Raw genomic sequence first — 18,782 nt, 5'->3', positions numbered from 1 at the left:
GATCGCAGAAAAGAAAAAGCTAACGGGACAGCTAGGCGCTAACGATTGCGAATACGGTAACAAAAGAATTACACGCCTACCATCAACCCAATTTGTATAGTCTGAATAAAGGGCAAAACCTGTTTGATAAAAGTTATATCGTTGATAACGATTGCTTTAGAAATCGTTTGCAGAATGAAAATATAGATTTTATAAAGCGGTTTTCTTGACTACATCAAACAGCAATGACACCGGATTTTTCCAGTTTTTTTAGCTCAAAATACCAAGCGTAACAAACTAAAAATATTTCCGCAGCACACTTATGGAATCGATTACATGCGCGCATCCTTCGTGCAAACCTGACCGCCTATGAGAGCATTTTTTACGACACTATTATTATGGATCACCCTCATCACAACGATGGATGCACAGGCGGTGGCTGAACGTATTGTTACAGGAAGACTTGTGGACGACGCAGGGTTGCCATTACCTGGCGTTAACATCGTAATCAAAGGAACGACTATTGGAACAACAACAGATCTTGATGGCAACTATTCAATCACTGCGCCCATCGGATCTACGCTTGTTTTTTCTTTCATCGGAATGACATCACGCGAAGTTGCTGTAACCGCGACAAACTTAAAATCAACACCACCGACGAAAGAGAAAAAGCGCATCGCCAACACGAATCTCCCACGCTGGTCGCCACTACTAATGCAGGACACCATCGCGAAGCCAGAAGAAGGCGTTGCTATACTCTCCGACGAAACACCAGTCTTCTTCTTTGATGAAAAGAATTTTGACCCATCACGCATCGCGCGCATTTCGTCGATCAGCAAAAAACAAACCGCTCGCAAAATAGGAAAGTCAATTCCCACGCATGGATACACGATCAAGATGCGCGACAACGAATACATTGAAAAATCACATCTCACCTACACCATTAACGTAGGAATCGATCGCGCAAATAAACTTCCTTCACTGCAGAACACGTATGCACAAGGGCGCTCAATAGACGGCACGCTCCGTTGGCAAGGCGCATCACAACACGAAATATTTAGTTGGGGTCCATCGATTGCTTCATTGGAATATGATGGAAGCAACTACCCTTTCGACAAAAATGGACAACTTGTAAAAGCAGGTGAAGGCAACGGTATTGCCGCGAAAACAACGGACCCGCTAACATTTTTTAAAACCGGCTATCACAGCGAACATTTCTTAACCTTTTCAACAGGCGGGTTCTTATCGAGTCTTATCACAGCCGAGCTTGGCCGAAATACGACAGCGGGAATCATCGAAAGCAGTCGATATACCCGCACAAACATGTCGCTGCAGGTCAAAAAAATATCTTTCTCTAAAACACTCGACGCAGACTTCAACACAAGTTTTTACAACGCAGATGGAAACTTGATGAATCGCGGTGCCAACCTTACCTCGATTGTCGCTGCAGTCTACAGAACTCCTCCTTCATTCAATAACACCAACAACCTTTCCGTTCGACAAGCATATCACGACGCCGATGCGTATCGACTTGACGGCACCACCACCCGCGCTCATGCCGTGAATATTGTCGACAACCCATTTGCGTTGAATGATGAGTTACCTGATAAAGATGATTCTCGGCGATTTCACAGCGGCGTCACGCTACGGTTTACACCTAATCGCGTGTTCAACATCAAAACAAGCGGCCACTTCGAAAAGCAGTGGAATGAAAATGTATTCGGATTATTGCCTGGACACGCAGGCTACAACGATGGGCGGTTAACTACAAGAGGAGATAAACAAACGGTTTTTTCAGGCATGATCATGCCTACATTCCATCGCTTCAACATTGAACACCTTCAGCTCGACTTTGTTTACCAATTTCGTCATGAAAACCGTGAATTGAAACGACTTGATGCTTTCAACTTGAACACAGCAGACCCTCGGAATCTAACGCTTGCAGAAAATCTCTTTCCGCTCCATACAAATGTTAATCGCAGCACGCATGAACTTCTATTCAACGCCAAATATGAAACCAATGCGTTCACTGCGAAAGTTGGAAATAACGCTTACTTCTCGGGTAGCGCGATTCGCTCCAAGTATCTGAACTTCTTCCCTTCTCTTGGAATTTTATTTATACCAACAGAAATATATGGTGTATACGTAGACCCGATCGATCAAATAAAAATATTCAGCTCGTGGGCACGCACAATTCATGAAGCCTCTTTAGTCGCTACACAGCAAGCTTTTCGTTCCACTAATGTAGATGCGATGGATTACCACCGCTACTACGAGTCAAACGAAGTCTTCTTTCGCGCTGGGCTTGCGCCAGAAATTGAATCAAAGTTTGAGGTCGGGTTTAACGTGAGTGCTTACCCTCTTGATTTAAATGTCACACTGTATCGAAACACAACTAACGACTTCATAGCACCCGTTCTGTCGGGCAATAATTTCACGCTCACGAACGCGTCAAAGATCGTAAATCGTGGAACAAATATTACGCTATCTTATACAACAGATAACTATCGCGAAGTTCGCTTCAACGGAACATTAACATTCTGCAAGTACAACTCGCAGGTAAAAGAAATCTATTCTGAAGCGCCATACATGCCGATTGCAGGCTTCAAACAAATTGCCGGCGTAATTGCAGAAGGACAACCGCTGGGTGCACTTTATGGATCTACTTATTTGAGGAATGAAGACGGAAAACAAATCATAGGTGCAGACGGGTTTCCGCTGGTGGATTGGTCAATGAAAAAAATTGGCAATCCTATTCCCGACTACACGCTTTCGTTACGCCCAGAAGTTAGCTACAAAGATTTCAAGCTCTCGTTATTGTTAGAATATCAGCGCGGCGGCGACCGATGGAATGGTACACAAGCAGCGCTTGACTTTCTCGGACGTTCGAAAACGTCGGCGGATCTGCGCAATACAATTGACTACATTTTTGAAGGGGTGACACTCGATGGTCAACACAACACCACTCCTGTATCATTTTACAATGCCAGTCACACCTTCGAAGAAAACAAATGGGTTCGGTATGGCTTTACAGGCGTCGGCGAAGAATATATTGAAGATGCATCAGCTTTACGCATGACAGAGGTATCGCTCTCTTACCTCGCCGTCAACAAAACAAGCAACCACTTTATCAAACAAGTAACATTAAAGATCGGCGTCCGAAACCTTTTCGTTGCAACACCATACAGCGGCGTCGACCCTTCAACTACCTTATTCGGTTACACAGCAGCCAATGGACTTGACTTATTCAACGTACCGGCTACACGTAGTTTCAACTTTGTCGTAAACGTTAAAATTTAATCGCGATGAAAAAATATTACACCTTCATTCTTGCCATTGGCATAATCGTGATCGCACTCATGAGCTTTAATGTATCGGAAGATCCGATTTTACAAAACCTTAAAAATTCATGGAAGCAATACGCAAATACCTATCCCGAGGAGAAGGTATATCTACAAACCGACAAGCCGTTCTTTAAGCCGGGTGAAACAATTTGGTTTAACACCTTCCTTGTCAACAGTAACACCAATAAACCGTCAACCATTAGCGATGTCGTTTATGTTACATTAAAGGATCCGAAAGGAAATGTGTATGCAACACACGAGCTGTTTGTACAAGACGGAACTTCGCGCGGAGACTTCACGCTGGATACAGGTGCGCCCGGCGGAATCTACACCATCACTGCATACACGCGTTGGATGCAGAACTTTGGAGAAGAAAATTTCTTCAAGAAAAAGGTACAAGTACAACAGGTCATTACGCCACGGCTATTGCTTACGCTAGATTTTGAAAAAGAAGCTTATGGTCGCGGCGACGAAGTGATAGCAGAGCTGAAAACGAGAGATCTACAAAATCGACATACCAAAGACGCATCGATTCACGCAACTGTAAAAATTAATGGACAAGAAATTAACGATATCAGGCTCGTAGTAGGAGACGAAGAAAAAACGAAAATCAAATTCACACTGCCTTCGAACCTTCAAAGCTCAGATGGATTATTACAAGTGTTGGTCGACTACAATGGCCAACAAGAATCCATATCGCGTTCTATCCCAATCGTATTAAATAAAATTTCGCTTTCATTCTATCCGGAAGGTGGCGACGCGGTGGTGGGTACGCTTTCGAAAATTGCCTTTATCGCACGCAATGAATTCAAAAAAGGAGCCGACGTATATGGTGAAATCATTGACGAACAAGGTCTGTCTATTGTCGACTTCCATAGCTTTCACATGGGCATGGGCGCATTTACCTTTACACCTAAACCTGGCAAACGTTATTTCGCGCATGTCTTAAAACCTTCTGGTAACGAGAACGAAAAATTCGAACTTCCTTCGATTAAAACGAATACCTTCTCGTTATCCATCATCAAACGTAAAACAGGCATCACGTGCTCAATCAATTCGCCAAATGAAACCGTTGCTTTCGTTGTTGGAAAAACACACAATGAAATTTACCATGCCGAAAAGATTAGTCTAACAAAAGGACTAAATGAACATGTTATCAATGTCGATAAATTTCCGGCAGGTATTGCAACGTTCACCCTCTTTAACGGTGAAGGATTGGAAGAAGCAGAACGACTTGTGTTTTTGAATTCTCAAAAGACGCTGAACGTTACGATCATGACTGATAAAAAAGACTACATGCCTTCCGAAAAAATCAATTTAAAAGTGAAGACTACAGACGAGCATGGCAAGGGTGTAGCGTCAAAATTATCGCTATCTGTTGTCGACGATCAGCTCATTTCTTTTGCTGACGACAAGCAGGACAACATACTTTCATGGCTTTTGCTTTCATCGGAGCTAAAGGGAGAGATACAAGAACCATCATTTTATTTTAATAGAGAGGAAACAAAAGCCGAAGATGCCCTTGATCTTCTTCTCCTCACACACGGCTGGAGAAGATACAACTGGAAAGATGTCTTAAAAAATGATCGTGCTATTCTTTACGTTCCTGAAAACAATAGCAGCATTTCCGGGACAATTAAAAATGGAGACAAGGCCGGTAGTCAACAAGAAGTTGTCCTCATGGAACTGGGCAATAGGAGGCGGCTTGCAAAAGTTAAAACGACTACAAACGGCCAGTTCTCTTTCAAGAACATTGATGCGTCCACACCGGTTGTGCTACTTACCAAGAAGCCGCAAACCATCCAAGTACTCTCGCGTGGAATTACGGTTCAGCAAGACATGTCGCCCGTGGTTGCAGCAAATGACGATCCGTTAAAGATGAAAGAAATTCGCATCGCCATGAAAGATGATGTTGCAAAACCAGTAATCGAAGATGACGCACAAGAAGCCGGATTCGATCTAAAAATGGACGCAGATGTCGCGTCTTTGAATGAAGTCGTGGTAGTGGGATATGGCATGCAAAACAAAAAAGATCTAACGGGTAGCATTGCCTATATTGAGCGCGAGGAAATTTCACCATTACCGAATTTACAAAACGCGTTGCAAGGACGTGTAGCTGGCGTGGTCGTCACACCAAATGGAACACCTGGACAAGCTGCAAACGTTCGTATACGTGGCTTTAGTTCAGTGAGCGCTTCCGCGCAACCACTATACGTTATTGATAATTACCCAATATCATCAAGCATCAACAGCAACGACAATCCGCTGAACATGATCAATCCCGACGACATTGAGTCCATTTTTGTTCTGCATTCACCGGAAGGCAGCGCACTTTATGGAAGCGCGGGTGCGAATGGTGTGATCGTAATCACGACAAAATCAAGAAGTGCATTTAGTCAAATGAAAAAGCGAAAAGCGATTTACAACAGCATCACACTTGAGCCTCGTAAGTTTACAACCACCCGTGATTTTTTTGTTCCCATAACAACAACGTCGCCGGGAGAACGTAAAAATTTTAACACGACTGTCTATTGGAATAGCGCCATTACAACAGACGTTAACGGAGAAGCCAATGTATCGTTCAACACGAACGAAGCTGCTTCCGCATTTCGCATAACGGCCGAAGGTATCAGCGGAATGGGTTTAATCGGGCGCGCCGAGGAAGTTTATACAACACAGCTCCCCTTTTCTATCGACGTAAAAATTCCGAACTACTTAAGTTTTGAAGACACGCTTCGTCTACCTGTGATGATCAAAAACATTACCACAAAGAATATAGATGGTACGATTAATATCGAAATTCCAAATGAGCTTCGATCGCTTCATGGTAAGACTACATCGTTTAATATCAGCGCCAACCAAACCAAAACAATCTATTTTCCTATTGTAACCACGTCAACAAAAGGACAATTCCCAATCAACATAACGTTGGCGAGCAAAGATTACCACGATAATATCAGCCATACCATCGACGTGCAGCCAAACGGTTTTCCGATGATGGTGAGTTACTCAGGAAAAGACCTGAAGCGAAAACTTCGTTTTGACATCGGCGACATCGAAAAAGGTTCGTTACAAGGAAGCATCAATGTATACACCGACGTGCTAAGCGATCTCTTCTCTGGCGCAGAAGGAATACTCAGAGAACCCCATGGATGCTTTGAGCAAACTTCTGCTAGTACCTATCCCAATATCTTGGCGCTTCAATACATGAAAGAAAGTGGACAGGTAAAACCCGACATCGAACGTAAGGCAATAAAATATATTGGCGACGGCTATAAAAGATTGACGAGTTTCGAGGTAGCTGGCGGCGGCTTTGAGTGGTTCGGAAGTCCACCTGCACACGAAGGACTTACCGCTTATGGACTTATGGAATTCCATGAAATGAAGAAAGTGTTTCCTGATGTGGATGACGATTTGATTCTACGCACAAAAAAATGGTTACTCGACAGGCGTAAGGGTGACGGCACCTTCAAGCAATCCGAAGGGAAGTATGATGAATTCGGCGACGGTGTAGAAGTTATTACGAACGCGTACATCTGCTTTGCACTTTCCGAAACTGGCGTAAACGACATCGCAGCAGAATACAGCCGCAGCTTATCCGAGTGTGTTAAATCAAAAGACCTGTATCGCATGGCGCTTATGGCGAACACAGCATACAATCTTGGTAAGAAAGAAGACTATCAAATGTTAACCGATTACTATTCCAACGCAGTGGCTACGGGCTTTGACAAAATGAATGTTACGAGATCTGTTGTGCGTGGCTATGGTGAATCTTTAAAGATTGAGACCGTCGCATTGTGGTCCATCGCGCTGATGAAGTCCATTCGCTCGAATATGAATTTGATCAATAGCAGTGCACGCTATTTACTTGAACATCGCGAATATGGAATGTTTGGATCAACGCAAGGAACAATCCTTTCTTTAAAAGCATTAACAGCATACGCGCAATACACCCGGACACTCCGCAGCGACGGCGATTTTATTGTAACCGTGAACAACAGCATCGATCGCAAACATTATACGAGCAATACGCGTGAACGAATTACCATGCAGGATTTTAGCCGCAACCTTCGCAGTGGAAGCAACACAGTCGAAATCGCTTTTGAAAAGACAAAGGAACCCCTTCCTTATGCGCTCGATGTAGTATGGAACAGCAAGACACCCGCCAGTAGTACCGATTGCAAAGTGAAACTCAGCACTATTTTATCAAAGAAAAGTCTGAATCGAAACGAGACCGTGAGACTAATGTGTGAACTCGCCAACATCACCAACGAAGGACTTCCAATGACAGTCGCGCTTGTCGCGATTCCTGCGGGCCTTAGTGCTCAGCCCTGGCAACTTAAAGAACTTCAAGAAAAAGGATTGTTTGATTTTTACGAAGTGATCGGCAACAAACTCGCTTTCTATTACAGGGGTTTGACACCACGCGCAAAAATTGATATCAATCTTGATTTAAAAGCGGAAGTACCTGGTACTTATGAAAGCAGCGCAAGTTGTGCTTACTTATACTACGCTGATGAGTTTAAACACTGGGTCAAGGGAACGAGCGTGAGAATAGAATAAAGGCAACGCTTCCAACTCATCGAGAGAAGACATTGGGTGTGAGCATCGCGGTTTGATTAAGTAGCAACATGCCTGGTATCTCATTTTATCAACCAAACGTTGCGCGGTTGCGCAATGGATTCGGAACGATCAAAATGATATCACTATGGCAATTCAAGACAAACCGCTTGACAATAATCTTCACTGGTACAAAGATGCCGTGATTTATGAGTTGCACATCAAGGCATTCCGCGATGGTAATGGCGATGGGATTGGGGATTTCAAGGGACTGATGGAAAAGCTCGACTACTTGCTTGACCTTGGGGTAACGGCTGTTTGGCTTCTCCCCTTCTATCCTTCGCCCTTGCGCGACGACGGTTATGACATTGCTGACTATTACAGCATCAATCCATCGTATGGTGATGTTGAAGACTTCAAAGTATTTCTCCGTGAAGCCCATGCACGCGGGCTAAAAGTGATCACCGAACTCGTTATTAACCACACGTCCGATCAGCATCCGTGGTTCCAACGTGCGCGCTATGCGCCGAAAGATTCACCAGAAAGAAATTATTACGTTTGGACAGACAATCCACGTCAGTATAAGGATGTGCGCATCATCTTCCAAGACTTCGAAGCTTCTAATTGGACGTGGGATCCTGTCGCCAAACAGTACTATTGGCATCGCTTCTTTTTTCACCAACCCGATTTGAATTATGACAACCCGATGGTGCAAGATGAAGTGTTCAAGATTATAGATTACTGGTGTCAAATGGGTGTTGATGGATTCAGGCTTGATGCCGTACCATACTTGTTTGAAAGAGAAGGTACAAATGGCGAAAACCTTCCAGAGACACACGCATTCCTCAAAAAATTAAGAGCTTACGTAGACAAGAATTTTCCGGGAACATTGTTATTAGCCGAAGCTAACATGTGGCCTGAAGATTCGGCTTCTTACTTCGGTGACGGCGACGAATGCCAGATGAACTATCACTTCCCTGTAATGCCACGAATGTTTATGGCATTGCAAACCGAAGATCGTTATCCTATAACAGACATTTTTGATCAAACACCAGCCATACCGAATACTTGTCAATGGGCAATATTCCTTCGTAATCACGACGAGCTCACACTTGAAATGGTTACTGACGAAGAACGCGACTACATGTACAAAGTGTACGTAAAAGATCCGCGCGCAAGAATTAATCTTGGGATTCGTCATCGATTGGCACCGTTGATGGGTAACAACAGAAAAAAAATTGAACTTCTCAATTATCTGCTTTTCTCATTACCCGGTACACCGGTGATCTATTATGGTGACGAAATCGGAATGGGTGATAACGTTTATCTTGGGGATCGAAACGGTGTACGCACGCCGATGCAATGGAGTGCCGATAGAAACGCAGGATTCTCCGAAACAAATCCGCACAAATTGTATCTGCCCGTAATTCTTGATCCACAATACCATTATGAATCGGTAAACGTAGATCTACAATCAGGAAGTACGTCATCACTTCTCTCATGGACTCGGAGGCTCATCAACAAAAGGAAACAGTATAAAGCGATGAGTCGTGGCGACATGAAATTCATTCCCACAGAGAACTCAAAAATATTGGCCTTCACCCGAACGTACGAAGATCAAACTATCTTAGTCGTTACAAATCTTTCGCGATACACACAACCTACAGAACTAGATCTCGACGCATTTCATGGCTATGTTCCAGTCGAGCTTTTCAGTAAGAACAAGTTTCCTTCCGTAAAAGAAGGCAATCCTTATTTCTTTACGATCGGCGCCCATGATTGCCTATGGTTCGAATTGCAAAAAGTAAAACAAGAAACATCGTCTAAGAATGAACTTCCCGCAATACATCTTTCGCGGTGGGAAGCTCTGACGAATAAAGAAAGCATCGATGTACTTGAAGGCGGACTTTTGCTGAACTATATGATGAAACTACGTTGGTTCGGAGGTAAGGGCAGGTCGATTGAAAATATTAAAATTATAAATCACACGAAGATTTCGTTAGAAGAAAATAGCGTATTTCTATTGTTGATCGAAGTAACTTATGAAAGTGGCTTACCGGAAACCTATCAACTCCCGGTAACCTATGCAAAAGATGCACTTGCGGCAAAGCTCGAAGAATTCTGCCCGAAAGCTGTCATTGCCAAAGTTATGATGAATAACACTGAAGGAATTTTATACGACGCAATTTACGGCTTCGATTTCCAAATGGCGATTATCAATAGTATGGCGCATAGGGATACCGTTAACTTTGTTCGATTTGCTGGTAATGATGTTCTTACGAAACATGTGCAAGAACACGAAAAGATCAAACCCAAGGTACTGTCGGGAGAACAAAGCAATACCTCTATTATATATGACAACAAGTTCTTTCTGAAAATATTTAGAAAGGTAGATCCATCGATTAATCCAGACGTAGAGTTGTCCCACTATCTTTCAGAATATGCGCACTTCGAACACATACCGAAGTTTGTAGGAACAATAGAATGGAAAAGTAACCTCGGAAACACCGTATTGGGGATGATGCAAGAGGTGGTGGACAGCAGTAGTGACGCGTGGACGTACATGCTGGATCGTCTTGACGCCTTCAATGAAAAAGTACTCGCGCGAAATGACATTCAACTTCAAACGGAAATTCATGGAACGCTCTTCGAGCCAGTAGATTTTGATGATATCCCGCAGCAAATGAAAGAACTCATTGGAGGCGATGCTGCTGAGTTAGCTCATCTCTTGGGGATTCGCACAGGAGAAATGCATAAGTCGCTAGCAAACGGAATTGATCTCCCGGATTTTCGTCCTGAAGATTATTCCCTGCATTATCAACGTTCACTGTTTGCAGGACTTCAATCTTTAGTGCGCAGCACGTTCCAAAATCAAGTTAGAAACATGCGCAAACTTTCTGACAGCGCGCGTGCAGAAGCCGAAGAGGTGCTTAGTATTAAGAACGATATTCTTGAAAAGCTCAAGAACATTTATAAAAACAAAATCGACGTTTCAAAAATCCGAATTCACGGTGATTACCATTTGGGACAAGTGCTCTTCACAGGGAAGGATTTTGTCATCACAGATTTTGAAGGAGAACCGGCGCGCACGTATAGTGAACGTCGACTGAAACGGTGCGCCCTTCGCGATGTTGCCGGGATGATACGATCATTCCATTATGCCGCCTACGGAAGTCTTTTCTTGGATAATCAGATTCGCGAAGAAGATTTCGGTAAGTTGATGCCGTTTGTTGAACAATGGTATCATTACATGAGCAGCATTTTCATGAATGCCTATCTGGAAGCGGTTGAAGGAACAAATTTAATCCCCAATAACAAACGCGACTTAGAGACGTTGATGACGACGTTCCTGTTGGAAAAAGCCATCTATGAATTGAACTATGAATTAAACAACCGTCCTGATTGGGTGATTATTCCGCTCCGTGGAATTAAAGCGCTGATGAAAAAAGAAACGGAAAAAGAAGTTGATGTTGCCGTCATATAATTAAGAGCCATAGCAGCTGAGTGAATAATATCACTCAGCTGCAGACCTTATTCCGACACAAGCAGCGCAACAGGAAATTTTGAAAATGCTGCAGTTAAAGAGAACTGTCGATCAATGAGTAAATTTTCACCCGTGAGAATGTTTCGCCAGTGGCGTGGTGCGTGATCAGGGAGCATGACCGCCATAGCATCCCACCGATCTAAGAAGCGCACGACATTTAACGCGGCCACAACCAGCACCCATTTTTTTTCATGATGACGCATGTAAGCGATCGCGGAACGCTCACTTCCAAATAACATCAATGGAAGGTAAGCACCGTGAACAAACACATCATTATTTTCCTTTCTAAAATGTAACGTTTTCCAAGTCAAAAACATTTTTTGCAGACCCGTTCCACATTCTTTGTGAAGATATTTCCAAAGGTCTTCTTTATTTTCAAGTTCAAGGTTCGCGATTTGTTGCAGGTAATTTTGACGAATGGAATAATCCACCGCGCGTCGATTATCGGGATCTACAAAGCTCAAATCCCATAGCGTATTACCTTGATAAAAATCTGGAATCCCAGGTGCCGTCATTTTAATCAATGTTTGGCCCAAGGCGTAAACGTTACTGTATTTCGTAATGATTTTCTGAAACGAAATGAAAGAAGAGAGGAACGCTTCGTCGTTCAAGATACGCTGTATAAATTCCGCACATGCATTCTCGTAAGCCTCATTCGGTTTTTCCCAACTTGTATTGACTTTTGCCTCGCGGCCAACTTTCGTCATATAAGCTTTCAATCGCGAAATGAATTCCTCTGTCACTTCAAATGTTTCGGGAAAGCCGCCTACAAGCGACTGAAAAATAAAATAACACTCGTTCACGTCGGGAGCTTCTTTGCCGTCAACAATAATTTGATATTTCTTGGTGAGGGATAACCACTCGGCAACCTTCTGCTGCCATTCTTCAGGAAGTTCGCTGATAATATTTAAGCGAAGTCGCGAATCTTCACCACGCTTAGTATCATGTGTAGCGGTTGCGTTCAAAGACAATGGCGTGAACCTTTGCCGCGCATGCATCTTCTCATGGAATTTTTGAATGGATATTCCCAATGTTGAAGGAGAGTCTCCGACTTCATCGTGCGATAACAATGGACTATAAATATAGAAGGTGGTATCTTCAACACCCTTCGCCGTAAGCGGACCGGTGAACTGCATCATTCTTCTTAAAAATGTTACAATTCTCCTTCGCTCATCAGCATTTTCTGTATCAGACAAGAATAGGGATCGTAAATAGTCAAGTTCGTTCGATACATCACTTACAACACTCGACGCCGCAACAAAAGCTTCCTCTATGTAACGACGGTCATCCAACGCCAATGGCAATGTTTCAGGATAGATCCGATAAACAGGCAGTGACATCATTAAAATACCAAGGGCAGTCTTTATCCGTTCGCGTTTAAAATCCGATTGTAAGTCGAGCAGAAAGAAATGTGAAACAAGGTTATCCCACTCTCCTCCCATGTGCTTCTCTAAAATCAATTGCTTGTTTTGAGAAACCAATTCTCGGTAGGTGCTAATATGCGGAACAAGTGTGTGATAGAAGCCGAGTATTTGGCGTGCACCATGTCGATCGGTAAACAACTGGCTAACATGTGCTAAAAATTCATAACCACTCGTCCCTTCAATATCCCAATGCTGCGGTAGTGCTTCATTTCCTTCTAATATTTTTTCGGCGATGATATAAGCATCGGATCCAAATAATTTACGAAGCTTACCAATATATGCCGTTGGATTATTGAGACCATCAATGTGATCGATTCGAAAGCCCTGAATGATCTTCGCTTCCCAGAGCGTTTTCAAATACTTATGATAATCGTTGAACACATCGTCGCGCTCCATTTGAAGGCAGATCAACGAATTGACCGTAAAGAATCGCCGGTAGTTTATTTCTTGCTCCGAGATCTTCCAAAACTGAAGCCTGTAAAACTGCGTCGCCAGCACGTCCATCAACATACGCGGATTTGAATTTATCCCATCAAGAACTTGCTGCAGTACATCCTTGAATCCAAACCCATCGAAAAAATTGCGCTTATAATTTTCCCAGCCCTCAAGATCTTCGTATGCTGTCGACATCTTAATAAATTCCTTCAGCACCAATCGAATCGTTTGACTAGCATCTGCGTGAATTAACATTTCATAGCCCGGAATAGACAGTGGGTAAAAATTCTCGAAATAATTCACGAACACCCCGTGCTGCGAGAGAACAATTTTAACCTCACCATTGGCCACACAATCATCTAGGATATTGCCAAGAATCGGGATCATTACCTTTCCGGTAAGTGAAGTGGTTTGATGGTGCCAATCGATATCGAAGTATTCGTAATAAGGCGAATCTTCTCTTCTCTCCAGGACATCCATTAAGCGATGATTGTCCGGAGAAAATGCCATGTGATTCGGAACAATATCCTGGATCCAGGCCATCTTTCTGATTTGAAGTTCCGCAGCCAGTTTATATAACTCTGCTTCCGTGCCGATTTCCGGATCAATGCTATGAGGATCCGTTACATCATAGCCGTGCATGCTCCCAGGTGTTGAATGCAAGATCGGTGAAGCATAAATCGTAGAAATTCCGAGCGACTCAAGGTACGGCAAAATCTCCAAGAGATTCTTAAACGTAAAATCCTTATTGAACTGAATACGATACGTTGACGAAGGTATGTGCATAATGTTATCGCTCATAAACTTGTGCCGACCAAGCCTTAACCGCTATAGGCTCATTCGTGTTAACAATTGTAGGATTTTGTTCACTACCAGACCACGATGCGGAATCAAAAATCTTCTTAAGCTGCCGTTCGAGTTGAAGTGGGTGTATCATGTTACGATCACTAAAATTTAAGACAATCAAAATTCTATGACCATCATGATAACGTTCGAACACGATCAGATCTTTTTCCGTTAAATTATGCACCATCAAATCAGATCGCTCACGACTTTTCATCGCTGGGTGAATCTTTCTAAAATTGATGAGGTATTGATAAAGGGAAAACAACGTACGATTAGCCTGCGTTTGAAGATCCCACGAGAGGATACATTGTTCAAAAGTTTCAACAGCTTGTGGATCGGGGACTTCTTCCGTCCATCCAAAATATTTAAATTCTTCGCGTCTCCCCTTCCGAACATTCTCAATTAAAGTTTTGTCTGTATGGCTGATGAAATATTGAAAAGGATTCTGTTCACCATATTCTTCACCCATGAATAACATCGGCACATGTGGCGACAATAAAACCGTTGCGGCGGCAAGTTTTAATTTTTCAAAGTCAACTTGCTTACTGATCCGATCGCCCAACAAACGATTTCCAATTTGATCGTGATTTTGAGAGAACACCACGAACTGTCCATAGGAAGTATCATTCGCCGGTATGCCGAAATATTTTTTCCGATGCTTGGAGTATTCTCCAGTATATACATAAGAGTCGCGCAACGACTTCGTCAAATGTGTTGTATCACCAAAGTCTTCATAGTATCCATTCATTTCACCGGTAAGACGTGCATGCAACGCATGATGGAACTCATCAATCCATTGGCCATCTAAACCGAGGCCACCTTTGGTTTTCGGTCTGATGTAGCGTGGGTTGTTGAGATCAAACTCCGCGATCAACACTTTCTTGCATCCAAGTTTATGATCTAGATCCTTCACGGTATCGGCGAGCTGCTGCACAAAATGTTGCGCGCTAAAATCCCAAATGGCATGTACGGCATCAAGTCGCAGTCCATCAATGTGAAATTCATCTAACCACTGCAATGCGTTTTGTAAATAAAAATGTCTTACGGCATCGCAATGTGCGTCATCAAAATTGATGGCTTTACCCCAAAATGTTTTGTACTTATCGGAGAAGAAAGGGCCGAACGCTTCGAAATAATTTCCTTCGGGCCCTTGATGGTTGTAAACGACATCGAGTATAACCGCGATGTTGCGTTGATGAGCTGCATCGACCAATTGTTTAAGGCCTTCAATTCCGCCGTAGGTATGTTGCACTGCGAAAGGGAAAACTCCATCATAACCCCAGTTGCGTGACCCTGGAAATTGTGCTAGCGGCATGATCTCGATCGTATTGATTCCCAGTTCACTGAGGTAATCCAATTTAGAAACTACACCTTCAAATGTTCCCTGCTTGGTAAACGTTCCTATATGCAGTTCATAAATCACCATTTCTTCCAATGGGATTCCCTTCCATCGTGAATCGTTCCATGAAAAACTTTGTTGCGTGACTACAGACGGACCATGAACACCGTGCTTTTGACAGCGCGAAGCAGGATCGGGCAGGAGCTTATCATCATCGAGAACAAATTGATATTCATCTCCAGGGGCAGCGAAATCGATAGCAGTCTCCCAGAATCCAAATTCATCACGCTTCATGTCGAAGTGACGACCATCCTTAAGAAGTTTAAGCTTTACACTTTTACGCTCGGGAGCCCACGTCCTGAAAGTACACTGACCGTTTTTTTGATACGTCGCACCGAATGCGCCGAATAGATAATTCATGATGCTGGGATTCGTTGTTTCAACTCTGTAAAAAATGAACCGAAACTATTTTTCGGGTTCAACTCGACTTTTAAAAACTTAATGCCGAATTTCATAACCCCGTTGATACCAGGTGACACTTGAGAAGATTAAGTGTAACACACAGCGCACCAGATAACAGGCACAGGTTTTTATTAAGGGGAAAGGAAGGTAGCTATCGCACAGTGGACTCCCCTTCGTTGACATAACCAAAAATTCTTTTTCACCTCGTACATGAAAGTTTTGATGTTCGGATGGGAGTTTCCTCCCTACATTTCCGGTGGCCTTGGTACCGCTTGCCATGGACTCACCCACTCTCTACAGAAACAGGGAGTGAAAGTTCTCTTTGTAGTACCACGACTCTTTGGAAACGAACCCTCCGGTGATATCTCCTTAATTAATGCAAGTGCTGTTGGTATTCCGCGCGACAAGTACACGATCAAATCATCGTACACCACACGACGCAACGAAGCTCAGTCAGTGGAAGGAAATGAAATCACAACGATTGAAGTTGACTCACCACTGATGCCGTATCACGAGGAAACGCCTTATCACGAATCGAGCATACTTCATTGGAATTATAGTTTCCCAAAAACATCGGAAACAGAAAACGAACGCGTCGATGAAAAGTCTAACGAGCTCAACATCAACTTCTCCGGCTCATATGGACCGAACTTGATGAAAGAAGTAGAGCAATATGCAATCGTTGGAACTCAGGTTTCCAAGCAAAATTCTTTCGACGTAATTCACGCGCATGATTGGCTAACTTTCCCAGCGGGAATTGCTGCAAAAGAGACAAGTGGTAAGCCGTTGATCGTACATGTGCACGCAACAGAGTTTGACCGCTCTGGCGAAAATGTAAATCCGCTGATCTATAATATAGAGAAGAAAGGTCTGGACACGGCTGACAGAATCATTGCAGTAAGTCAATGGACAAAAAATATTTTAGTATCACGATATGGTGTGCCGGAAGAAAAAGTAGAAGTAGTTCATAACGGCGTTGTTGCTGAGGAAAAAAAAACTTCGCTCGAAAAAAAATCGCCATTTGGACCGCACGTCGTCACGTTCATGGGGCGCGTCACGTATCAAAAAGGGCCGATCTATTTTGTTGATGCAGCGAAGGAAGTACTAAAAGAATTTCCCAATGCGCATTTTGTGATGGCTGGTTCCGGGGACCTTCTTCCCCAAATGGTAGAACATGTCGCACACTTGCAAATATCTGCCAACTTCCACTTCACAGGCTTCTTAAGAAAAAATGAGATCGATAAAATTTGGGATATGACATCGATCTATGTGATGCCTTCCGTTTCCGAGCCCTTTGGAATCACACCACTTGAAGCGATACAAGGCGGTGTACCCGTTATTCTTTCTAAGCAATCAGGTGTAGCCGAAGTAATGCCGCACGCTATCACCGTAGATTTCTGGAACAAGCGCGCACTTGCAGGCGCTATATGCAGTATGCTTAGGTATGGAAGTTTAATGAAATGTATGCAAGAGAACGGCCAGCAAGAGATCGGCCGACTGAATTGGAATGTTGCTGCTTCAAAAGTAAACCGTGTGTATGATGAAATCACAATCAAAAACAGAAAGAAGTCTCGTGTTGTACTTTCAGGTTCATCAACCAAGAAGGTTGAGCCCGTTGAACTTCTTTGACATCGGTTCGTCCGGAAATTACTTTAATGATGATATGAATGCAGAGATCGTGAAGCGTATCGCACACGACTGCTATATTCCTACGAACGAGATGCTGCTGAAAGTTCTCAAGAAATACCCGCAGCTAAAGATCACCTTCTCGATCTCCGGAATCACCATCGACCAATTCGAAGCATATGCACCCGAAGCACTTTTAAGTTTCAAGCAGCTGGTCGACACTGGATCTGTAGAAATACTATCAGAAACATATTACCATTCGCTGTCGAGTTTAATGATCGGCGACGAGTTTGAATCACAGATCATTAAGCATGCAGAAAAAATATATGAGCATTTCCAAGTTCGTCCGCATGTATTTCGAAACACGGAACTTATGTATGACAATGAGATCGGCAAGCGTATTAGCATGTTGGGTTATCAAGGTGTTATTACAGAAGGTATCGATGCCTTTGCAAATGGTAAGGGCGTGAACCATATCTATCAGCATCCAGAAATTTCGGGGTTAAAAATATTGCTCCGTAACTACCGCTTAAGCGATGATATTGCTTTTCGATTTAAAGATTTCAAAATTACAGCCGACAAGTTCTTATCTTGGCTTAATGAAATGCCAGCCCAAGACGAAATCGTTACGCTGGGTATGGACTATGAAACCTTTGGAGAACATCACAAACAAGATAGTGGCATTCAAAAATTTCTTGAGAAGCTTCTTGTCGCACTGGGGAAACAAACTCAATATCGCGTAATCACGCCCACGGAGGCTGTACGCACCATTGCTGCAACGTCACCCCTATCGGTTTCAGAAACGATTTCATGGGCAGATACGGAACGCGATGTTTCAGCCTGGCTCGGAAACGACATGCAGCGAGACGCTTTCTACACCGTTACCAAGATGGAGCAAGCCATTAAGAATATGGGAGAGCAATCATCTCTCGAACAATGGCGTCATCTATTAACGAGCGATCACTTCTACTACATGTCGACGAAGAAAAATACCGATGGGAAAGTCCATTCGTACTTCAGCCCATATCCATCGCCATACGAAGCGTTTATAAACTTCATGAATGTCATTGCCGACTTTTCAATCCAAGCGAAAAATCATCATGAAGCATCACTCGACAAAGCGCTTGTTACTTCTGAGCAAGATCGACACAAACAATTGGAAGTTGTGCCGACGTGGGCGATGACGGTTGACCAAGATCACTACACACCGTACAGGCATTAAT

The 18,782-nt window shown here is 43.3% G+C and carries 7 protein-coding genes; 5 read left to right on the top strand and 2 right to left on the bottom strand.

Annotation, left to right across the window (positions count from 1 at the left end):
* The first annotated feature begins 348 nt into the window (after window positions 1-348).
* The 3 genes from DQQ10_RS11855 to treS all read left to right on the top strand — a co-directional run bounded on the left by DQQ10_RS11855 (window position 349) and on the right by treS (window position 11,367).
* Complete coding sequence (locus DQQ10_RS11855; RefSeq protein ID WP_112747089.1) at window positions 349-3,279, top strand: carboxypeptidase-like regulatory domain-containing protein; 2,931 nt, start codon at window positions 349-351, stop codon at window positions 3,277-3,279.
* A 5-nt stretch (window positions 3,280-3,284) separates the two neighbouring features.
* A complete protein-coding gene (locus DQQ10_RS11850; RefSeq protein ID WP_112747088.1) occupies window positions 3,285-7,886 on the top strand; it encodes a TonB-dependent receptor plug domain-containing protein in 4,602 nt (1,533 codons plus the stop codon).
* A gap of 145 nt (window positions 7,887-8,031) precedes the next feature.
* The gene (treS, locus tag DQQ10_RS11845) at window positions 8,032-11,367 is read left to right on the top strand and encodes a maltose alpha-D-glucosyltransferase (protein WP_112747087.1); all 3,336 of its coding nucleotides are present in this window, start codon (window positions 8,032-8,034) and stop codon (window positions 11,365-11,367) included.
* Window positions 11,368-11,414: 47 nt separating this feature from the next.
* Here treS and treY read toward each other — a convergent pair whose 3' ends face one another.
* Window positions 11,415-14,087, bottom strand: a complete 2,673-nt coding sequence (gene treY, locus DQQ10_RS11840) for a malto-oligosyltrehalose synthase (RefSeq protein WP_112747086.1) — start codon at window positions 14,085-14,087, stop codon at window positions 11,415-11,417.
* Window positions 14,077-15,891 carry a malto-oligosyltrehalose trehalohydrolase gene (gene treZ / locus DQQ10_RS11835; RefSeq protein ID WP_112747085.1) on the bottom strand — a complete coding sequence of 605 codons (1,815 nt, stop codon included), beginning with the start codon at window positions 15,889-15,891 and terminating at the stop codon, window positions 14,077-14,079. Before treZ ends, treY begins: the two co-directional genes overlap by 11 nt.
* Window positions 15,892-16,143: 252 nt before the next feature.
* Here treZ and DQQ10_RS11830 point away from each other — a divergent pair, with 252 nt between their 5' ends.
* Window positions 16,144-17,562, top strand: coding sequence for a glycosyltransferase (locus DQQ10_RS11830; protein ID WP_112747084.1), 1,419 nt, complete (start codon window positions 16,144-16,146; stop codon window positions 17,560-17,562).
* Complete coding sequence (locus DQQ10_RS11825) at window positions 17,471-18,781, top strand: glycoside hydrolase family 57 protein (protein WP_112747083.1); 1,311 nt, start codon at window positions 17,471-17,473, stop codon at window positions 18,779-18,781. The genes DQQ10_RS11830 and DQQ10_RS11825 overlap by 92 nt, the downstream gene beginning before the upstream one ends.
* The last annotated feature ends 1 nt before the right edge of the window (window position 18,782 follow it).

Source organism: Pseudochryseolinea flava, from assembly GCF_003286915.1.
Lineage (GTDB): Bacteria > Bacteroidota > Bacteroidia > Cytophagales > Cyclobacteriaceae > Ohtaekwangia > Ohtaekwangia flava.
This window is presented reverse-complemented; position numbering and strand designations above follow the sequence as displayed.

What these genes read in the sequence shown, in the direction of transcription:
- DQQ10_RS11855 (WP_112747089.1), top strand. Translation starts at nt 349, where the DNA reads ATGAGAGCATTTTTTACGACACTATTATTATGGATCACCCTCATCACA.
- treZ (WP_112747085.1), bottom strand. Translation starts at nt 15,891, where the DNA reads ATGAATTATCTATTCGGCGCATTCGGTGCGACGTATCAAAAAAACGGT.
- treS (WP_112747087.1), top strand. Translation starts at nt 8,032, where the DNA reads ATGGCAATTCAAGACAAACCGCTTGACAATAATCTTCACTGGTACAAA.
- DQQ10_RS11830 (WP_112747084.1), top strand. Translation starts at nt 16,144, where the DNA reads ATGAAAGTTTTGATGTTCGGATGGGAGTTTCCTCCCTACATTTCCGGT.
- DQQ10_RS11825 (WP_112747083.1), top strand. Translation starts at nt 17,471, where the DNA reads ATGATGAAATCACAATCAAAAACAGAAAGAAGTCTCGTGTTGTACTTT.
- DQQ10_RS11850 (WP_112747088.1), top strand. Translation starts at nt 3,285, where the DNA reads ATGAAAAAATATTACACCTTCATTCTTGCCATTGGCATAATCGTGATC.
- treY (WP_112747086.1), bottom strand. Translation starts at nt 14,087, where the DNA reads ATGAGCGATAACATTATGCACATACCTTCGTCAACGTATCGTATTCAG.